The following is an 18,406-nucleotide window of genomic DNA, read 5'->3' as shown; positions in this document are numbered from 1 at the left end:
TTGGCAGCTGGGGTCAACGCTGCCAACCGGTTTTCAGGCTGGCGTTATGAAAGGGAAAGAACTAATCGGAATCATACACCGGTGGCTGGGGCTGGCATCAGGCCTGGTTGTTTTCATCGTTGCGCTTACCGGGGCGCTCTATGCCTTTCAGGCCGAGATTCAGGATCTGACGCAGCCCTGGCGCTTTGTCGATGCCACGGGGTCCGCTCCGTTGCCGCCGTCACGCATCCGGGCGCTGGCCGACCAGGCCCTACCCAACCGATTGCTTCACAGCGTTCATTATCTGGAAGCGGGACGGTCGGTTGTTGCGACCTATTATGCGCCGACCGACACCTACTATTATGGGGTGTATGTCGATCCCTACCGAGGGCAGGTGCTGCGGGTAGTCGACTTCAATCAGACTTTCTTCCGCTGGGTACTCAACGGGCATTATTACCTGTGGCTGCCACCCGCTATTGGTCAGCCGCTGGTGGCATCGGCTACCCTGGTATTTGTGCTGTTGCTGCTGTCGGGTCTGGTATTGTGGTGGCCTAAAAATCGGAAAGGCGTGCGCCAGCGACTAACCGTTAACTGGTCGGCCCGCTGGCGCCGGGCCAACTACGATCTCCACACCGTTGTCGGCTTCTACGCGCTGACCATCGGGCTGCTGCTTGGGCTGACCGGCCTGGTGTGGGGTTTTCGGTGGGTGGCCAGTGCCGTGTACTGGAGCACCTCGGGTGGTGCCGCGCTCGTCGACTACGCCGAACCTGCATCCGATACAAGCCAATCGGTAACAGCCGGCCCGTTGCCGATCGATCAGCTCTGGCAACGGGTACTGCGGGAGCAGCCCGGACTACAGAGTGTGGAGGTTCATTTTCCGGCCACGCCAGCCGCACCCGTATTAATTAGCACCAACACCCGTATCGACAACACCTGGCAGACCGACCACCGTTTTTTCGATCAGTATACCCAGCGCGAACTGGCTGTGAACCATCCTTACGGCCGGTACAGACAGGCATCTGTGGCCGATAAGATTGCCCGACTTAATTACGATGTGCACACGGGGGCCGTGCTGGGCTGGCCGGGTAAGCTGCTGATGTGTCTGGCCAGTCTGGTCTGCGCGAGCCTGCCTGTTTCGGGTGCGTTGATCTGGTGGGGGCGCCGGAACAAAAAAAAGCCCGGAAGCGTGCGGGCTCCCGGGCGGGCAAAACGGGTAGTGGTCTAGACGGAGCGGTCAGCGGTCGTTCAGGATCAGCGGCATCGAACTGCGGCCGCCCATGACAATGATCTTGGCATTGGGCGAAGCCGCCAGTTCACGCTGCGCCTTGATCTGCTCATACTGGAGCTGTTTGTCGCTGAGTCCGGTCGACAGGATACGCTGGTAATCGGCAATGCCCTTGGCTTCAACGCGTTTGCGATCGGCTTCCTGCCGTTCTTTAGCCAGTACAAACTGCATTTTCTGCGCATCCTGCTCGGCGTTGATCTTCGACTCGATCGTTTTTTTGACCGATGCCGGCAGGTTGATGTTGCGGATCAGCAGTTGCTCGAGCATTAGCCCACGCTTGCGGAAATCGTTCTCGATGGTTTTATAAATGCGGCCCTGAAACTCGTCGCGCCGGCTCGAGTAGAGTGCCACGGCATCGTAATAAACGGCATTGTCACGAATACGGGTACGGGTAATTGGGCGCACGATCTTATCGGTGTAATCGGCGCCGATTTCCTGAAAGATACGGGGTGCATCGGCCGGTACCACCCGGTACAGCACGGTCAGGTCGATAACGACTTCCAGCCCGTCGGCGGTCAGTACCCGGATGGCATCGTCGCCCAGTTTCTCCCCTTCGTCGTTGGTGGCCGACATGGTGTAGTTCTGCGTCTTGACATCGAAGGTGCTGACATGGGCGAGGGGATTCACAAGGTGAAGGCCCGAGGTCAGTGGTTCGGGGCTGACGTTACCGAACAGCGACACCACGCCCACCTGGCCAGCGTCGATCTGACGGATGCCTGCCGAGAGCAGACCCAGAACAAGGAGTACAAGCCCAACCAGTTTGGTCGGGCGGGCAAAGCGGGCAAAGGCCAGCGCAGGGGTATTGATGGCAAATCCGGCCAGCAGGACGAATAAGCCCAGTATACTTAAAAACATGGCTTGATAAGGTTAATGAGTGTGACTGAAACCGGTGGCGGTCAGGCTGGGCGGACAGGGCCGCGGGAGTGGGGCGGAGGCATGGCAGGTAAATGGCCAGGAAACGGTCCAAATGTACGCGGTGCCGCTGCGCCCGGATCGGGTCTTACAGGAACGGATGCCCTGATCCTGAAAAGGTTACCAGCCCTGATGGACGATTCCGTAGGGTACGAAAAAAGGCATCCGGTAAACGACCAGATGCCTTTCATGACCACACTATTTAACCCTTCAGCGTGTTAGCGTGAAGTTTTGGTGACTTTCTTCTTGGTTTTGTCGACCGGCGATGCGGTCGGAGCTGCCGCGGCTGCTTCTTTCTGAGCGACTACTTCGCCTTTCAGATACAGCGTTGTCTGACCGGCTTCGGCATTGCTCGTTACCGTTACCGATTTAGTAAACTGACCGGCAGCTGCTGCGTTGAACGTGGCCGAGACCGAACCCGTTTTGCCGGGCATGACGGGCTCTTTCGTCCAGTTTGGCTTGGTGCAGCCGCAGGAAGCCGTCGCGTCATTGATCACGATAGGGTCCGTACCGGTGTTCTTGAATTCGAACACGTAGGTAACGGGCTTTCCCTGTTCGACTTTGCCGAAGTCATGCGTCTCTTTGGCGAATTTCATGACCCCTTTCTGGGCGTAGCCAACTGCGACGGAGACAAAAAAAGCTACGAATAGTGAAAAAATCGTTTTCATTGGACTGAACGGAATTATGGTTTGGTTATAAGTATACCCTGCCTAATAAACGAAAACTGTCGCAAAAGATTTGCCAAATTCTTTGATAAATCAGTTTGCTTAACAAAGAAAGGGAAAAATCGCTTTTTTTGAAAGCTGGGTTGTTTTCGCTTAAATTTACTTTCGCTTGACGGCCGGCAAAATGGGTGTCAGGCGCTTCATCAGACAAACTAATTGTTGAACGCTTTCAACCCATGGGCCTGCTGTGATAGCAAACGAACAACTCCGATCAACTGATATTCTCTCTCCCGAAAAAATCCTGTCAGACTATCGACTAGCCTGTGAAAGCCGGCAGGTTAGTTTGCTCGGTCGGCGGGATGTTATGGGAGGTCGGGCTAAATTTGGCATCTTCGGCGATGGCAAAGAGCTGGCACAACTGGCAGCCGCCCGGGCCTTTCAGCGGGGTGATTTTCGCTCGGGCTATTACCGCGACCAGACCTTCGTGGCGGCTCTGGGCGAGCTGCGCTGGAGCGAATTCTTTGCCCAGCTTTACGCCCACGCCGATCTGAATGCCGACCCCAACACCGCCGGCCGGTCGATGAACGGCCACTTCGCCACCCGGTGGGTCGACGAGCAGGGCCTGTGGCGAAACCAGACCGACCTCTACAATTCAGTTTGTGATATTGCGCCCACAGCCGGCCAGGTGCCGCGCTCGGTGGGGCTGGCCTATGCCTCCAAGCTATACCGGCTCAACCCGGCGCTGCACAACCTGAGCGATTTCTCGCGCCAGGGCAACGAAATCGTTTTCGGGACCATCGGCGATGCATCGACGTCGCAGGGTATGTTCTGGGAAAGCATCAACGCGGCCGGTGTGCTGCAGGTCCCCTTGCTGATGTCGGTCTGGGACGATGGATACGGTATCTCGGTGCCGGTCGAGTACCAGACTACCAAAGGAAGTATATCCAAGGCACTGGCTGGGCTGCAGCGCGATGCCGATGATAAAGGTTTCGAAATTCTGACCGTAAAAGGCTGGGATTATGTAGCGCTGCTCGAAACGTATGAGCAGGCCGCCCGCCTGTGCCGCGAACAGCATATTCCGGTACTGGTACACGTGCAGGAACTGACGCAGCCGCAGGGGCATTCGACGTCAGGTTCGCACGAGCGCTACAAATCGCGGAAGCGGCTGGCCTGGGAGGCCGAACATGATTGTAACAAAACGTTCCGGCAATGGATTTTGAGCAACGGGTACGCCACGAGCGAAACCCTCGATCAGATCGAAGCCGAGGCCAAACAGGTAGCCAAAGAAGCGAGAATCAGCGCGTGGAACGCGTTTCAGGGGTCGATGAAAAAAGACCATGATGAGGCTCTCGATCTGCTGCAGCGTGTAGCCCGCAACAACCCCAAATCGACCGAACTGATGGCTATCCGTGAGCAACTGCGCACGGAAGTGGGGCCGCTCCGGCGCGATTCGGTAGCGGCCATCCGGAAAGCGCTGCGCGTGCTTCGGCTGGATACTGGTACGGCCAAAAACCAGCTGCGCACGTATCTCGACCGGATAGCCGTTGCCACGCAGGATATGTACAGTTCCTTCCTGTACAGTCAGTCGCCCGATTCGCCGATGCTGGTCGATGCCATCGCGCCTGAATACGATGGTGAAGAAACCCTCGTTGATGGGTACATACTGATGCAGCGGTACTTCGATAACCTGTTCGGTCGTGATGCCCGGGTTGTCGCGCTGGGTGAAGATGTGGGGATGATCGGCGATGTAAACCAGGGTTTTGCCGGGCTTCAGGAGAAGTATGGCGAGGTTCGCATCACCGACACCGGCATTCGCGAAACATCCATTATCGGGCAGGGCATCGGCATGGCCATGCGTGGCCTGCGCCCCATCGCCGAAATTCAGTACTTCGATTATATCTACTACGCGCTGGCAACACTTACCGACGATCTGGCTACACTGCACTACCGCACCAAAGGTGGTCAGAAAGCGCCCCTGATTGTCAGAACGCGTGGCCACCGGCTGGAAGGGATCTGGCATTCGGGGTCGCCCATGGGAACCATGCTGAGCAGCCTGCGCGGTATGCATGTGCTGGTGCCGCGCAACATGACCCAGGCGGCCGGCTTCTACAATACACTCATCAAGGGCGACGACCCGGCGCTGGTGATCGAGTGCCTGAACGGCTACCGGCTCAAGGAAAAATTGCCGACCAATCTCGATACGTTCTGTGTGCCGCTGGGCATACCCGATACGCTGCGGGTTGGCAGTGATGTAACCGTGGTTACGTATGGGTCGATGTGCCGGATTGTGATGGAGGCCGCTCAGCAGCTGGCCGATATGGGTATTCAGATCGAAGTGATTGACGTTCAGACGCTGTTGCCCTTTGATCGGCATCACCGCATCGTCGATTCGATTCGCAAAACCAACCGGGTGCTGTTTGCCGATGAAGACGTACCGGGTGGTGCAACGGCCTACATGATGCAGCAGGTGATCGACGGGCAGGATGCGTATCAATACCTTGATTCGCCCCCGCGGGCGCTGGCTGCCAAACCGCACCGGCCACCTTATGGCTCCGATGGGGACTATTTTTCGAAGCCCAGTGTTGACGACGTAATCGAAGCCGTTTACGCGCTCATGAGCGAGTGCGAACCCGAACGGTTTCCGGCACTTTATTAATGCGTAGCGGAGCGCGTTTTCGGTCTGATCCGACATGCGCTCCGCTGCCCTGTCTGGCAGATGGCGTATTTTGAGGATATAAAGAAAGGCATACAAACATCATTGAAAGGCCTGAGCCTGACGCTGCGCCATCTCCGTCAGGCTACCCGACGCCGGACGGCAATGGGTGTAGCCGACAGCCATTATTTCGATCTGCAGACGGGGCTGGTCACACTGCAGTATCCGCAGGAACAGCTGCCTATTCCCGACAACGGTCGCTACCGGCTCCACAATGAAATCGACGACTGCATCGTCTGCGACAAGTGCGCCAAGGTATGCCCTGTCGATTGCATTACCATCGACGCCATCAAGGCAACGGAAGAGGTTGGCCGGGCATCGGACGGATCGCCGATTCGGTTGTATGCCGCTACCTTCGACATCGACATGGCTAAGTGCTGCTACTGTGGTCTGTGTACGGCCGTGTGTCCCACCGAGTGCCTGACGATGGACAAGGCCTTCGACTACAGTGAATTCGAACTCGACAAACTGACGTACCATTACGCTGACCTGACGCCGGCCGAGGCCGATGAAAAACGGGCCTTGTATGAGCAGTTTGTGCAGGAGAAAGAAGCGCAGAAAGCTGCAGCTGCCGCAGCCAAAGCAACGACGCAGCCTGAAGCAGGTGCCGCGGTGGCGAAGAAGCCGGTATTCAGACCGACGGCCAAACCGGCTGCCGTTCCGCATGAACCGTCGACGCCACCCAGCTCTGCCGTTGAACACCCGCTGACCGACGCCACCCCAACCGAGATGGAGCAGATTGCACAGGGCGGTCTCGAAACAACGAAAAAACCAGTATTCCGGCCTACCCGAAAGCCCGATGTGCCGCCGGCCCCGGTGCAGGAAACCCCCGCTGGTGAACCCGACGCAGTGGCACCGGCAACGGCCGATACGCCCAAACCCAGGCCGGCTTTTCGGCCGTCGATGAAGCCAGCCGCTTCGGTCGATACGCAACCGGCCGCTACGCCGGAAGCGGGCAGGCCTAAACCGGCTTTCCGCCCGACCATGAAGCCTTCGGCTACAGCGGGCGAGGCAGGCCCGTCGTCAGACGAACAGCCTGCGTCGGCTGCCGCGCCCAAACCCGCGTTCCGGCCGACGATGAAACCGTCGGCACCGGCTGCGTCCGCCGAGCAACCCAGTGCCGCTGCCGAGGGAGAAGCCACTGCGCCCGCCGAGGCACCCAAGCCCAGACCTGCCTTCCGGCCAACTATGAAGCCGGCCGTTGCGTCGGCATCTGATCCGTCTGCTACGTCACCGGCACAGCCCACCGAGGCTCCCAAGCCGAAGCCCGCGTTTCGGCCGACGATGAAACCGGCGGCAGCGCCAACGCCTGATACTACAGCGCCCACGAGCGGCCCCGCAACCAATGCAGAAACTCCTGCCGAGGTTCCCAAGCCGAAGCCTGTCTTCCGGCCGACGATGAAACCGGCGGCCCCGGCTGCGTCCGCCGAGCCGCCCAGTACCGCTGCCGAGGGAGAAGCCACTGCGCCCGCCGAGGCACCCAGGCCCAGACCCGCCTTCCGGCCAACCATGAAGCCCCGGCCGAAACCCGACGAGGGCGACGCATCGTAACGACCCAATTCCACTCCCTGTGATTCAGCTCGCCTTTTACGCCTTTGCCGCGCTTACCCTGCTGGGGGCGCTGGCCGTGTTGCTTACCCGCAATGTACTCTATGCCGCCTTTTACCTGTTGCTCACATTACTGGGTGTGGCGGGCCTGTTTGTGCTGGCGAGCGCCGACTTTCTGGCTATTGCCCAGATTATGATCTACGTGGGTGGGGTGTTGGTGCTGGTTATTTTCGGCGTTATGCTCACCCATAAGGCAGAGCCCATCTCTACGGTAAGCAGCCAAACCGCCAACCGGGTTCCCTCGCTGAATCGGGCTGGTATGGGCGTTGCCGGCCTGGTGGTAGCCGGGGCGCTGTTTGTGGGATTATATTCACTACTGGCCCGGGCTCATTTTCCGATGCTCGATCAGCCGCTGGGCTGGCAGTCGTCTATTCAGGTCATCGGCCGGCAACTGATGACCGAGTTTGTGGTGCCCTTCGAAATCATTGCCATACTGCTGCTGGCGGCCCTGGTTGGCGCTACCTACCTGTCGGCCCGCAAATAAAAAAGGGGTTGCCAGCTGGCAACCCCTCTCCGTATCCAGGTATCGCGTGATGGGTTAGTAGTCGCCCCCGGCGCCACCGCCCCCGAAGCTGCCTCCGCCAAAACCGCCGAAGCCACCACCGCCACCGCCACCGCCGGAGGAGCCTCCCCACCCGGAATAAGTCGATGTGGGGAAGAAAACGGGCGGAAAAAAACCGCCCCCGCCCCGGGTACCGCTGCTGCCCCCGCCCCGGTTGCGCCGGGCAATGATGAAGATGATGATCATGAAAATAAGCACCCAGAAAAACAGGCTGCTTCCGTCATCTTCATTACTGGTGGGGTCGGCTTTGTATTCGCCCCGCGCCCGCTGGATGATTTCGGTTGTGGCTGCGTCGAGTCCTTCGTAATACTGCTGCTGCTTGAAGGCCGGTACAATCGTGTTTGAAATGATGCGTTTGGCAATGGCATCGGGAATAGCGCCCTCGAGCCCGTAGCCCGTAGCGATATACACCTTGCGGGTCTGGGTAGCCCAGGCCAGCACCAGCCCGTTGTTCTTGCCCTTTTGCCCAACCCCCCATTTCCGGCCTACCTGAAACGCAAAGTCGCCGATGGGGTAGGGCTCCGTTGTGCGCACGATAACGATGGTAATCTGGGTCGAGGTCGAATCGTTGTAACGGCGGAGCTTCTGCTCCAGCTGGCTACGTTCCTGAGCGCTGAGTGCACCGGCAAAATCGTTTACCAGTCGGGGCGGATTGGGCCGGTCGGGAATAACGGTGTTGGCAGCCGGCGTATCGGTTGCCACATCGGTCTGTGCCCGGCCGAGCGTGGTCAGCAGCAGCATAAGCCCAACGAGCAGGCTGGCTGCCGGCCAACGGAAAAAAGATAAAAAAGAAGGTCGGTTCACAGCATTAGGAGCTAAACGAAATATCGTCGGGGAGTTCGTTGATGTCGGTTGCGCCGTCGTAGGGGAAATACTGCTTCAGCTGCTCGCCGGCCCGTTCAATACCCTGGCTAAGGCCATCGGCATAGTGTTGCCGGGCAAAAAAAGGCCGCATCAGGGCCTTGGTACTTTCCCAGAAGTCGGTCGGAACGCGGTTGTTGATGCCCCGGTCGCCCAGCACGGCAAATTTGCGGTCGGTGTAGGCCAGGTAAAACAGCACGCCATTCTGCTGTTTGGTTTCCTGCATACCCAGGCTGGCAAATACTTCGATGGCCCGCTGAACCGGATCGGGCAGGGGGCAGTGCGGTTCCACATGCACCCGGATTTCGCCGGATGTGTTCTGTTCGGCCAAGCGGATAGCGCTGATGATACGCTCCTGCTCGGCAGCGCTGAAAGGATTGGTCATGGCGATGGGTGTTAACAGAGCGGCAACGACCGCCAGCGCCGAAGCCCCGCGTATCGTTGCCGCCATAAACCAAAACCTAGAATTGAACCGTAGGGGCGCTCTGGGCTGCCTGCGATGCTTCGAAGAACCCTTTAACGGGGAAGCCGAAGATGCCGGCAAAGATGTTGTTCGGGAACGACCGAACCGATAGGTTATACTCCTTAACGGCTCCGTTGAAGTCGTTGCGGGCTACCGAAATGCGGTTTTCCGTGCCTTCGAGCTGGGCCTGTAGTTCGGAGAAGTTCTGCGTTGCTTTCAGGTTGGGATAGCTCTCGGCAACGGCCAGCAGGCGCGACAGCGATCCGCTCAGCTGATCCTGGGCTGCCTGAAACTTCTTCACGTTTTCGGGGGTCAGCTGATCGGCGGTCAGGTTGATGCCGGTTGCATTGGCCCGGGCCTGAATAACGGCCGTGAGCGTGCTTTTTTCGAAGTTGGCTGCCCCCTGAACCGTCCGCACCAGGTTGGGGATCAGGTCTGACCGGCGTTGGTACTGGGTCTGCACCTGCGCCCACTTCTCCTGAACGTTGGTGTCAGTCGAAACCAGACCGTTGTATGAACTACAGCCGTACATGCCCAGAATCAGGGCGATAACGACAACGATGATAAGGGATTTTGACATGGTCTAAGCGTGTGAAAGCTGGTTATTGTTGGGGGTAAAGTTGTGGAAAATGGGGGACTTATCCACACAATTGTGGGCTAATGGTCTTTTTGCGGGCTGGTCCACTTCGCGGGGTTGATGACCGGTATCGGGTAGTGCTGACCCGGTACAACACCGTAGCGATTTTGCTCGTCGGGCGTGAGGGCACCGGCCTGCTGTAGCCGGTCGGTGGGTACATGGGTTAGCTCCGGTACCCACGTCTTCACGTAGGCACCCGACGGGTCATACCGGCTGGCCTGCGACAGTATATTGAAGTAGCGATCTTCGCGCGGATCGTTGCCCACGCCCGCCACGTAGTTCCAGTTGCCCCAGTTGCTGCAGGGATCGTAGTCGATCAGCTGACTTTCAAAATAGGCTGCTCCCCAGGTCCAGTCGATACCCAGATCTTTGACCAGGAAGCTACCGACGTTCTGCCGGCCCCGGTTCGACATAAAGCCAGTAGCGTTGAGTTCGCGCATGTTGGCGTCGATAAACGGAATGCCTGTGTTGCCGCTAGCCCAGCGCAGAAAAAGCGCACGGTCGCGCAGCCATTTTTTGCCCAGGTCGTTGCGGATACCGCTGATCTTGAAAATCCGGTTGCCAAACCGCAACGCCACAAATCGGAAGAAGTCGCGCCAGATCAACTCAAACACGACCCAGTAGGTCGAGTCGTTTTCGACCCGTTCGGCCTCGTAGCGCTTTATGTCGGCATAGATAAACCGGGGCGACAGGCAGCCCAGTGCCAGCCAGGCCGAAAACTTGGTCGAGTATGCCTCGCCCAGCATCCCGTTTCGGGTTTCTTTGTACGTGCGGATATGGTCGGCGTCCCAGAGGTAATGGTTCAGGCGGGCCAGTCCGGCGGTTTCGCCCCCGGAGAAAGGAAGAACAGCCCGCGGATCGGGGCTGGTTACCCGCGCGATCGACTCGGCATCGAAGCCAACGTCGGCCAGGCTTGGCAGATCGCCGGCAGGCAGCAGGGGCTCGAACGGCAGGTTGGTAGGAGCGGGCAGGGGATCCCGTACCGTTGCCGACTTTTCTACCTCTTTCCGAAACTGGGTGAATACGTTGGGCAGGCGAGCGATGCCGAAAGGCAGGTCCCGTACATGGTAGAGAGTCGATTGCCAGATCAGCTCCAGGTCAATATTAAGCGGCTTGAGCCGTTTGCTCAGGTCCGATTCAAGATCGGTTTCTTCCTGCGTTACTTCCTTGCTGGCGTATATGGCCGTAGCGCCGGTCTCCTGGGCCATCTCGGCCAGCAGTTTGGCGGGGTTGCCCATCCGGACAATCAGATCGCTACCCCGCTGCCGGAGCGAATCGCGCAGGTCGGCCAGCGATTCGAGCAGAAACTGCGACTGGAAAACGCCCATCTTCCGGAATCCAATGGCCGGCAATTCGGTAAACCAGGTGGGGTCGATTACAAAAACCGGAAGCACAACATCGGCCGCTGCCAGTGCACCCGACAACGCTTCGTTGTCGTGCAGCCGCAGGTCGTTGCGGAACCAGTATACTATTCGCGTTGGCATAAGCAAAAAAACAGTCGTCAGCAGGTTACTATGTCTCAACAGCCCGCCCCCGCTTTTGTTCGCCGGGGCGCGGGCTGGCCAACTGTATACCTGTTGACGACTGCTGTCTGGCCGCAAACGAATCTATTGCTCGTTCAGCTTCCAGTTGTAGTCCATGAACGAGATGTCGGTGTCCTTGTTGATTTTAACCTTCGAATACTTGTTGACCCAGTATTCAATCGATTTATCGTTTTCTTTCCAGTCGCCCTTATACCAGTCGAAGTATTTCGACAGGCTGGCTTTTTTGGGCGTAATGGCGTTTTTGGCCGGGTTGTTCAGAAAGTCGCTGCCCTGGTCGTCGAGCTGCGCATCGAGTTTCGAGGGCATGTACGCTTCGTTGCGGAGCCGGGGGCACGAACGGGCAGCACACACCAGCGCAAAGTGAATACGAGGGTCGTTGAACTGCTTCCGCAGTGTGCCATGCTCGATGTTGTCGAGGCTCATCGACTCACCCCCGATTTTGAAGAATTTGCTGGCCCAGGGCGTTGTCACAAACGGAATCTTGATCTTCGAACCGATATCCTTGATGCTTTCGACCGGGTAGTGGTTCAGAATCAACTGCACCGTAAACGCATTGTAGGCGTTGATCCAGTACGCCATTTTCTCGTTTTTGCTCCAGGCGTCGGTTGGCGGATTGGCGCTGATCATGTCGAGGTATTTCTTGAGCTGTTTCTCGTCGCTCTTCATCCCCTTATAATTGACCAGGCCTTTTTCATTGATGTATTTTTTGGCCAGCCCGTCCCAGATGCTATGATCGACGGCGGCCGCTGCCGGAGCCACTGCGTGGGCCGGTTCGGTCGGTGTTGTAAAGGCGGCCAGCCCGATCAGCGTCATGCCGAAGAAAGCGAGTGCCAGCGTTTTTACCGTGTAGTATTTCATGGTATATTGATTGTTTTGCAAATACATACGAGCCAGCGCTCCAAAAGGTTTATCTTCCTTACTGGGAGGACTGGCCAAATCACCAAACCTAGTTAGTATATGCATCTTGATCTGACCGGAAAAACAGCACTCGTTTGCGGCAGTACGCAGGGAATTGGCCGGGCATCGGCCGTCGAACTGGCTCAACTGGGCGCAACCGTGGTGCTGATGGCGCGTAATGAAAAAGCGCTACTCGCCACGCTGGCTGAACTTGATACAAGTCATGGGCAACAGCACCGCTACCTCGTTGCCGACTTCAGTCAGGCGGGAGCCGTGGCCGGTGCCATTGCCACCCATCTGTCGACCTATCCCGCCCTTCATATACTGATCAACAATACGGGTGGGCCGGCGGGCGGTGCCCTGATCGAGGCCGATGCCGCGGCCTTTGTACAGGCGTTTCACAATCACCTGCTCAACAACCAGACGCTGGTACAGGCCGTGGTACCGGCCATGAAAGCAGCCGGGTACGGGCGAATCGTAAACATCATCAGTACGTCGATTAAGCAGCCGATTCCGGGCCTGGGGGTTTCCAACACGATTCGGGGGGCGGTGGCGCAGTGGAGTAAAACGCTGTCGCTGGAGATTGCGCGTTTCGGTATCACCGTCAACAATGTGCTGCCCGGCTATACCCAAACGGCCCGGCTCGATGCGGTGGTGACCATGCGGGCTGCCAGCAGTGGTACATCGGAAGCCGACGTAGCCGCGCAGATGGTCAGCGAGATTCCGACGGGGCGGTTCGTGACGGCCGAAGAAGTAGCGGCCGCCGTCGCGTTTCTGTGCACCCCCGCGGCCGCATCGATCAACGGCATCAACGTCCCTGTCGACGGCGGCAAGACGGGGAGTTTGTGAAAGGGCGGGGAGAGGGTTGTAGAGTTGGCTAGTTATAGGGTTGGAGCGTTGTTGTGTTGAGTGATTACGGAGTAGCATCGGCGGATTGGCGCCGGCATCAGGCAGGCGGTCTGGCATTTCAGTCTACTTCATTCACGCCCTCCGCATATCATACCCGCCAACACCAACCTGGCTCCGCAACGCCATAATCCAACACGTCCGGAACCTTAGAACTACACAATTATAAAACACGACAACCCTACGACTAAAAAGCCCTGCAACCACACAATTCCCCCGGCTCTCCCCTCTTAAATAAGTCCGTTCTTGAACGCATAGGCAACCATACCGGCAGTGTTTTTCATGCCGGTTTTCTCCAGAATCCGCAGGCGGTGACCTTCTACGGTGCGCGGGCTGAGGAAGATTTTCTCGCTGATTTCGTTGGTCGACAAGCCCTCGCAGATCAGCGTGAGTACTTCTTTTTCTCGCTCCGACAGGAGGATTTTGCTGTTATAAAAGGCGTTGACGGGCTTCGTGACCGACGTTTTGTTCGTCATCTTACGTAGCATGGCTTTCGATACGAACTCGTTCAGGTAAACGCCCTCGTCCATAACTTTCCGGATGGCCTTCTCGACTTCACCCGCTTCGGCATCTTTAAGCAGATAGCCACTGACGCCTTTCTCCAGCAGGTGCAGCACCATACGGTCTTCGTCGTGCATGGTCAGCACAACAATCTTGACGAGGGGGTGGTTTTCGCGGAGATAGTCGGCCGTGGCGGTGCCATCCATCACGGGCATCTGAAGGTCGAGCAGCACGACATCGGGCATTTTCCGGGCAATGCGCTCGATGAGTTCCTGCCCATTGGCAGCTTCCAGAATTAACTCGAAATCGCTGACCTGGCCCAGAATGTTGGCCATACCCACCCGAAACAGCGTATGATCGTCGCAGAGGGCCAATTTGATTTTTCGCATTGAAGGGGGCGGATAAGGGTAGTACGAAGTAGGTAGCAGCGCGCGGTATACCGTCAGGCGGTCAGCATCATCGGCATTGGTTCATCAAGGCCTACCTGAGCGTGAATCTGGGAGCCGCGTCCGGGCGCCACATCAAAGGTAACATGGCCGGCCACGACACTCAGCCGGCTTTCAATGTTGCGCAGACCAAGACCCCCCTGCTTGTTCTCCATGATGGCGTCGAAGTCGAAACCAACGCCATCGTCGATCACGGATAAGCGTACCTGATGGTCAACGCAGTAGAGCTGAATCGTGATGGTGTGGGCCCGGGCGTGCTTAATGGCGTTGTTCATCAGCTCCTGCGCAATCCGGTAAAACATCAGTTCCAGCGCGGGGGGCAGTTTCTCGATGGTTTCGGGGCAGTCGAGCTGTACCGTCAGCTCACCCTCGGTGGCGCGGTCGGCCAGTTCTTCGAGGGCGGCAATCAGACCAAAGCGTTGCAGCGTGGTGGGCACCAGATCGCGGCTGATGCGCCGGACATTGCTCATGGTTTCGTCGAGCATGGCGCGGGTTTTTTGCACCAGCATGGTTCGGTTGATATCGTCGTTGAGGTAGCGGTCGAGCTGGTTGAGGCTCATCTTGGTCACCGACAGCATGGTGCCGATGCCGTCGTGCAGGTCTTCGGCCAGTCGTTTTCGTTCGGCTTCCTGCCCTTTAAACGTAGCCGCCATCAGTTCGCGCCGGTGTTGCTCCTGCAGTTCCTTGAGGGCCAGCTGCTGTCGGGCCTGTTTCTGCTGGTAATAGGCAACGAAGATGATGATGAATACGGCCATCATCAGCAACACCGCCGTTCCAACAGCAATGACAGAGCCTGATTCCATCGGTGATTGGTTTAGAAAGTCAGCACGCAGGAAAGCAAAATTGCCGAATCAGGGCCTGAAAGTCAATTGACCGGCCAGACCTTGAGGAAGTGGTAAGCGACAAAGCCGGTACGCCCAACAGGGTACCGGCTTTGTCATGTGCTGGGCCAGCGGGCAGCCGTCAGGTAACGTTCTGCCGGTCGGAACGGGCAAACCAGAGGCCCACCGCCGACAGGGTGGCAAATGTGATGTACAGAAACTGATTGGCGTTCCAGTACTTATCGAATACATCGGCCGGCACCTTGTTGATATCCTTGTACCAGTACTCGCTGTAGAGCACAATGAAAAACGTACCGGCGGCATACAGCAGCAGACTCGACGCAAACCAGAACATGGTATGCTGGGTAAGATTGATTACCCGCATGTCGGTGAGTAGTTTGTTGAAGTAGGCCAGTACCAGTACCAGCGCAAAAATCCGGAACGTCGACAGACTCACTGCCGACACATCAACGCGCTGGTAAGCGTAGATCGTAATGGCCGTGCAAAGCGCGGTGAGGCCAAGCAGCACCCGTTTCTCAATTGGTTTGTCGAAATAAGGCAGGAAGATAAGCCCGACAAACACCGTTTCGAAAATAGGTTCGATGTTCTGAATGAACAGGTTGTTCTGGTTAATGAAAATCTGAACGAGCGAGTACGTGTCTTTCAGGAAAAAGACCACGAAGAAAAACCAGATGTAGCGCAGCCCGGCTTTGAGATACCGAAACCGAACCAAACCAATACCAATGGGGAGACAGCTAATTACATAAGAAAGAAAGTCGATCGGATATTTTTCAAAGAAATGCAGTAGTCTCAGGAGCATGGTTACTGGTCGATAACGTCTGGGGGCTTATTTCGGGCAGTGCTGCGGGCAGGTGAAGCCGTCGCCCAGGGTGGTGGCTTCGCCGTCATCGTCGGCCGGGGGAGTGTCTTTCAGGCCAGCCTGTGCCGCCGGAATGTGCATGTCGCGGCCATTGGGACCTACACCCGTCAGCAGTACGCGTGGCCGCAGCTGACCAACGCCCGTGTCGGTGGGGTTACCGTCGAGGTCTTCCCAGCGTTTGGCGTGGTGTACCCGCAGGCCCGTGCAGCCCGGCTGGCTAAGCAGGTGCATAACCTGATCGAGTCCAAAAAACTCCGATCTGACGCACTCGTCTTCGTTGATGCCCATTTTGCTTTTGCGCTCCCGGTAGGCACCCGTCATAGCATTACTTTCGTCCGCCTTCAGAAAGCGGCCAACTTCTTTGGAAAAGGTTGTCATGTATAGGAATGAGTAGTGGTTATTGACCGCCGAAAGCTATTAAGAAAGGGGGGCTTTCTCAACCACCTGGCCACCTAAGCGGCTGGTAGAAGGCCTTTTTACGTAGTTCTACGCAATAGATCAGGGGCTTTTGCCTGATTGCAGCATCGGCCTCAAAAGCCGGGTTTCTGCGCGCAGCCGACGGATACGGTTCCGCTATTTTTGTTTGGTAGCGGCATGCAGCCGTATCGCGTCAGGTTTTTACATAGGTTAGGTAACCAAAAAGGCCGAAGCAGTGATTGCTTCGGCCTTTTTATGTCGGTATAACGCGCCGGCTTATTTGAGCAGGTTGAGCAGGTACTGACCATAACCACTCTTAACGAGGGGTTGGGCAATGGTACGCAGCTGCTCCGCGTCGATAAACTTCATGCGGTAGGCAATCTCTTCCGGACAGCCGATCTTAAGGCCCTGCCGTTCTTCGATAACATGTACAAACTGGCCAGCCTGCATCAGTGATTCAAACGTGCCGGTGTCGAGCCAGGCCGTGCCCCGGTCCAGTACACCGACTTTCAGTTTCCCCCGTTTCAGGTACTCCTTGTTCACGTCGGTGATCTCAAATTCGCCACGGGGCGAAGCCTCGATGTTTTTGGCAATCTCAACGACGTCGTTGTCGTAGAAATACAGGCCCGGTACGGCGTAGTTCGATTTGGGGGCGGTAGGCTTTTCTTCGATCGACAGCACGTTGAACTGATCGTCGAACTCAACCACACCGTAGCGTTCCGGATCGTGTACCTGGTAGGCGTACACCACTCCGCCATCGGGATCGTTGTTGGCCTGCAGCAGTTTCGACAGGCCCGAGCCGTAGAAAATGTTGTCGCCCAGCACGAGGGCCACCTTATCGGTACCGATAAACTCTTCGCCGATCACGAATGCCTGCGCCAGCCCGTTGGGCAGTGGCTGCTCGGCATAGCTGAACGCGCAGCCCAGCCGCGACCCATCGCCCAGCAGTTTCTGGAAGTGGGGCAGGTCGTGGGGGGTTGAGATGATCAGGATTTCGCGAATACCCGCCAGCATCAGAATCGAGAGCGGGTAGTAGATCATCGGTTTGTCGTAGACCGGCATCAGCTGTTTGCTGACGGCCAGTGTCAGGGGGTGTAACCGGGTGCCGGATCCACCGGCCAGAATAATTCCTTTCATTGTATCAATGCGTGAGTTTGTGGATGAGTGATTGAGTGAATTACGAAAAGCCGAACAGCTGTGCGCACAATCGCTCAATCACCATTCGCTCTTTAGCGATTTGTGTACATCCCCTGATAATACGACTGGTAGGCACCCGACGTAACGTTGTCGAGCCACTGCTGATTGGCCAGGAACCAGTCGACGGTTTTCTCAAGGCCTTCCTCGAACTGAAGCGAGGGTTCCCAGCCCAGTTCGTTCATGATCTTGTTGGCGTCGATCGCGTAGCGCAGGTCGTGGCCGGCGCGGTCGGTTACGTAGGTAATCAGCTGTGCCGATGTGCCTTCGGCCCGGCCCAGCTTCCGGTCCATGATCGAGCAGAGCAGGTTGACGAGGTCGATGTTTTTCCACTCGTTGAAGCCGCCGATGTTGTAGGTATCGCCCAGCGCCCCTTTGTGGAACACCGTGTCGATAGCCCGCGCGTGGTCGACCACAAAAAGCCAGTCGCGCACGTTCTCCCCCTTACCGTAAACGGGCAGGGGTTTGTTGGTCTGGATGTTGTGAATCATCAGCGGAATCAGCTTCTCGGGGAAGTGATTCGGACCGTAGTTGTTGGAGCAGTTGGAAATAACCACCGGCAGCTTGTAGGTGTTGCCGTAGGCCCGTACGAAGTGATCCGAAGCGGCTTTCGAGGCCGAATAGGGCGACTGGGGGTCGTAGGGCGTGGTTTCGAGGAAAAATTCGTCGGGGTTATGCAGCGAACCATACACCTCGTCGGTCGAGACGTGGTAGAACCGCTTGCCCTCGAACGAAGCCGGTGTGCCATCGCCTTTGGCCAGCCAGCTGTTTTTGGCGGCATTGAGCAGGTTGACGGTACCAACCACGTTCGTCATCACAAACGACATGGGATCGGTGATCGACCGGTCGACATGCGATTCAGCCGCGAGGTGGATAACGCCGTCGATGGGCAACTCCGCAAACAGACCTTCCAGAAATTTGGCGTCGGTGATGTCGCCTTTCACGAAGGTATAGTTCGGTGCATTCTCGATGTCGGTCAGATTGGCCAGATTGCCGGCGTAGGTCAGCGCATCGAGGTTATAGATATGGTATTCGGGATATTTCGTGACAAACAGCCGGACAACGTGCGAGCCGATGAAGCCGGCTCCGCCGGTGATTAACAAGTTCATAATCGA

18 protein-coding genes are annotated in these 18,406 nt (G+C 57.2%); 5 read left to right on the top strand and 13 right to left on the bottom strand.

The window, feature by feature from the left end; translation table 11 throughout:
- Window positions 1–46 precede the first annotated feature (46 nt).
- On the top strand, window positions 47–1,204 hold the full coding sequence (locus ACYVAC_RS20720; RefSeq protein WP_461099713.1) for a PepSY-associated TM helix domain-containing protein: 1,158 nt from the start codon (window positions 47–49) through the stop codon (window positions 1,202–1,204).
- A gap of 9 nt (window positions 1,205–1,213) precedes the next feature.
- Here the strand turns inward: ACYVAC_RS20720 and ACYVAC_RS20715 are convergent, their stop codons facing one another.
- Window positions 1,214–2,119 (bottom strand): prohibitin family protein, encoded by a 906-nt coding sequence (locus ACYVAC_RS20715; protein ID WP_461099712.1) that lies wholly within the window; start codon window positions 2,117–2,119, stop codon window positions 1,214–1,216.
- Window positions 2,120–2,394: 275 nt separating this feature from the next.
- Complete coding sequence (locus ACYVAC_RS20710; RefSeq protein ID WP_461099711.1) at window positions 2,395–2,844, bottom strand: DUF1573 domain-containing protein; 450 nt, start codon at window positions 2,842–2,844, stop codon at window positions 2,395–2,397.
- A 244-nt stretch (window positions 2,845–3,088) separates the two neighbouring features.
- On the opposite strand from ACYVAC_RS20710, the gene ACYVAC_RS20705 reads away from it, so the two are divergent.
- From ACYVAC_RS20705 to ACYVAC_RS20695, 3 genes are all read left to right on the top strand, one after another.
- On the top strand, window positions 3,089–5,497 hold the full coding sequence (locus ACYVAC_RS20705) for an alpha-ketoacid dehydrogenase subunit alpha/beta (RefSeq protein WP_461099710.1): 2,409 nt from the start codon (window positions 3,089–3,091) through the stop codon (window positions 5,495–5,497).
- Between the two features lie 102 nt (window positions 5,498–5,599).
- Window positions 5,600–7,105 carry a 4Fe-4S dicluster domain-containing protein gene (locus tag ACYVAC_RS20700; RefSeq protein WP_461099709.1) on the top strand — a complete coding sequence of 502 codons (1,506 nt, stop codon included), beginning with the start codon at window positions 5,600–5,602 and terminating at the stop codon, window positions 7,103–7,105.
- Window positions 7,106–7,124: 19 nt separating this feature from the next.
- Window positions 7,125–7,646 (top strand): NADH-quinone oxidoreductase subunit J family protein, encoded by a 522-nt coding sequence (locus ACYVAC_RS20695; RefSeq protein WP_461099708.1) that lies wholly within the window; start codon window positions 7,125–7,127, stop codon window positions 7,644–7,646.
- Window positions 7,647–7,700: 54 nt separating this feature from the next.
- Here ACYVAC_RS20695 and ACYVAC_RS20690 read toward each other — a convergent pair whose 3' ends face one another.
- The 5 genes from ACYVAC_RS20690 to ACYVAC_RS20670 form a co-directional block, all read right to left on the bottom strand.
- Window positions 7,701–8,465, bottom strand: a complete 765-nt coding sequence (locus ACYVAC_RS20690) for a TPM domain-containing protein (protein ID WP_461100177.1) — start codon at window positions 8,463–8,465, stop codon at window positions 7,701–7,703.
- Between the two features lie 67 nt (window positions 8,466–8,532).
- A complete protein-coding gene (locus ACYVAC_RS20685) occupies window positions 8,533–8,970 on the bottom strand; it encodes a TPM domain-containing protein (RefSeq protein WP_461100176.1) in 438 nt (145 codons plus the stop codon).
- Between the two features lie 76 nt (window positions 8,971–9,046).
- Window positions 9,047–9,628 (bottom strand): LemA family protein, encoded by a 582-nt coding sequence (locus ACYVAC_RS20680; protein ID WP_461099707.1) that lies wholly within the window; start codon window positions 9,626–9,628, stop codon window positions 9,047–9,049.
- A gap of 77 nt (window positions 9,629–9,705) precedes the next feature.
- A complete protein-coding gene (locus ACYVAC_RS20675; RefSeq protein ID WP_461099706.1) occupies window positions 9,706–11,169 on the bottom strand; it encodes a DASH family cryptochrome in 1,464 nt (487 codons plus the stop codon).
- 123 nt (window positions 11,170–11,292) lie between these two features.
- Entirely contained in the window at window positions 11,293–12,087 is a 795-nt protein-coding gene (locus tag ACYVAC_RS20670) for a DUF547 domain-containing protein (protein WP_461099705.1), read from the bottom strand.
- A gap of 99 nt (window positions 12,088–12,186) precedes the next feature.
- On the opposite strand from ACYVAC_RS20670, the gene ACYVAC_RS20665 reads away from it, so the two are divergent.
- Entirely contained in the window at window positions 12,187–12,975 is a 789-nt protein-coding gene (locus ACYVAC_RS20665) for an SDR family oxidoreductase (protein WP_461099704.1), read from the top strand.
- Window positions 12,976–13,262: 287 nt separating this feature from the next.
- Here the strand turns inward: ACYVAC_RS20665 and ACYVAC_RS20660 are convergent, their stop codons facing one another.
- From ACYVAC_RS20660 to rfbB, 6 genes are all read right to left on the bottom strand, one after another.
- Window positions 13,263–13,922: a response regulator transcription factor gene (locus ACYVAC_RS20660; protein WP_461099703.1), complete on the bottom strand. Its 660-nt coding sequence runs from the start codon at window positions 13,920–13,922 to the stop codon at window positions 13,263–13,265.
- A gap of 53 nt (window positions 13,923–13,975) precedes the next feature.
- Entirely contained in the window at window positions 13,976–14,782 is an 807-nt protein-coding gene (locus ACYVAC_RS20655; protein ID WP_461099702.1) for a sensor histidine kinase, read from the bottom strand.
- A 160-nt stretch (window positions 14,783–14,942) separates the two neighbouring features.
- Window positions 14,943–15,620: a hypothetical protein gene (locus ACYVAC_RS20650; RefSeq protein ID WP_461099701.1), complete on the bottom strand. Its 678-nt coding sequence runs from the start codon at window positions 15,618–15,620 to the stop codon at window positions 14,943–14,945.
- Window positions 15,621–15,647: 27 nt separating this feature from the next.
- Entirely contained in the window at window positions 15,648–16,058 is a 411-nt protein-coding gene (locus ACYVAC_RS20645) for a hypothetical protein (protein ID WP_461099700.1), read from the bottom strand.
- 315 nt (window positions 16,059–16,373) lie between these two features.
- Entirely contained in the window at window positions 16,374–17,234 is an 861-nt protein-coding gene (gene rfbA / locus ACYVAC_RS20640; RefSeq protein ID WP_461099699.1) for a glucose-1-phosphate thymidylyltransferase RfbA, read from the bottom strand.
- A 92-nt stretch (window positions 17,235–17,326) separates the two neighbouring features.
- Window positions 17,327–18,400 carry a dTDP-glucose 4,6-dehydratase gene (gene rfbB, locus ACYVAC_RS20635; protein WP_461099698.1) on the bottom strand — a complete coding sequence of 358 codons (1,074 nt, stop codon included), beginning with the start codon at window positions 18,398–18,400 and terminating at the stop codon, window positions 17,327–17,329.
- Window positions 18,401–18,406 lie beyond the last annotated feature (6 nt).

It is taken from the genome of Spirosoma luteolum (genome assembly GCF_054778875.1).
This window is presented reverse-complemented; position numbering and strand designations above follow the sequence as displayed.

Coding starts and splice junctions, on each gene's coding strand:
- ACYVAC_RS20720 (WP_461099713.1), top strand. CDS start 47: ATGAAAGGGAAAGAACTAATCGGAATCATACACCGGTGGCTGGGGCTG.
- ACYVAC_RS20715 (WP_461099712.1), bottom strand. CDS start 2,119: ATGTTTTTAAGTATACTGGGCTTATTCGTCCTGCTGGCCGGATTTGCC.
- ACYVAC_RS20710 (WP_461099711.1), bottom strand. CDS start 2,844: ATGAAAACGATTTTTTCACTATTCGTAGCTTTTTTTGTCTCCGTCGCA.
- ACYVAC_RS20690 (WP_461100177.1), bottom strand. CDS start 8,465: ATGCTGCTGCTGACCACGCTCGGCCGGGCACAGACCGATGTGGCAACC.
- ACYVAC_RS20685 (WP_461100176.1), bottom strand. CDS start 8,970: ATGACCAATCCTTTCAGCGCTGCCGAGCAGGAGCGTATCATCAGCGCT.
- ACYVAC_RS20680 (WP_461099707.1), bottom strand. CDS start 9,628: ATGTCAAAATCCCTTATCATCGTTGTCGTTATCGCCCTGATTCTGGGC.
- ACYVAC_RS20675 (WP_461099706.1), bottom strand. CDS start 11,169: ATGCCAACGCGAATAGTATACTGGTTCCGCAACGACCTGCGGCTGCAC.
- ACYVAC_RS20670 (WP_461099705.1), bottom strand. CDS start 12,087: ATGAAATACTACACGGTAAAAACGCTGGCACTCGCTTTCTTCGGCATG.
- ACYVAC_RS20665 (WP_461099704.1), top strand. CDS start 12,187: ATGCATCTTGATCTGACCGGAAAAACAGCACTCGTTTGCGGCAGTACG.
- ACYVAC_RS20660 (WP_461099703.1), bottom strand. CDS start 13,922: ATGCGAAAAATCAAATTGGCCCTCTGCGACGATCATACGCTGTTTCGG.
- ACYVAC_RS20655 (WP_461099702.1), bottom strand. CDS start 14,782: ATGGAATCAGGCTCTGTCATTGCTGTTGGAACGGCGGTGTTGCTGATG.
- ACYVAC_RS20650 (WP_461099701.1), bottom strand. CDS start 15,620: ATGCTCCTGAGACTACTGCATTTCTTTGAAAAATATCCGATCGACTTT.
- ACYVAC_RS20645 (WP_461099700.1), bottom strand. CDS start 16,058: ATGACAACCTTTTCCAAAGAAGTTGGCCGCTTTCTGAAGGCGGACGAA.
- rfbA (WP_461099699.1), bottom strand. CDS start 17,234: ATGAAAGGAATTATTCTGGCCGGTGGATCCGGCACCCGGTTACACCCC.
- rfbB (WP_461099698.1), bottom strand. CDS start 18,400: ATGAACTTGTTAATCACCGGCGGAGCCGGCTTCATCGGCTCGCACGTT.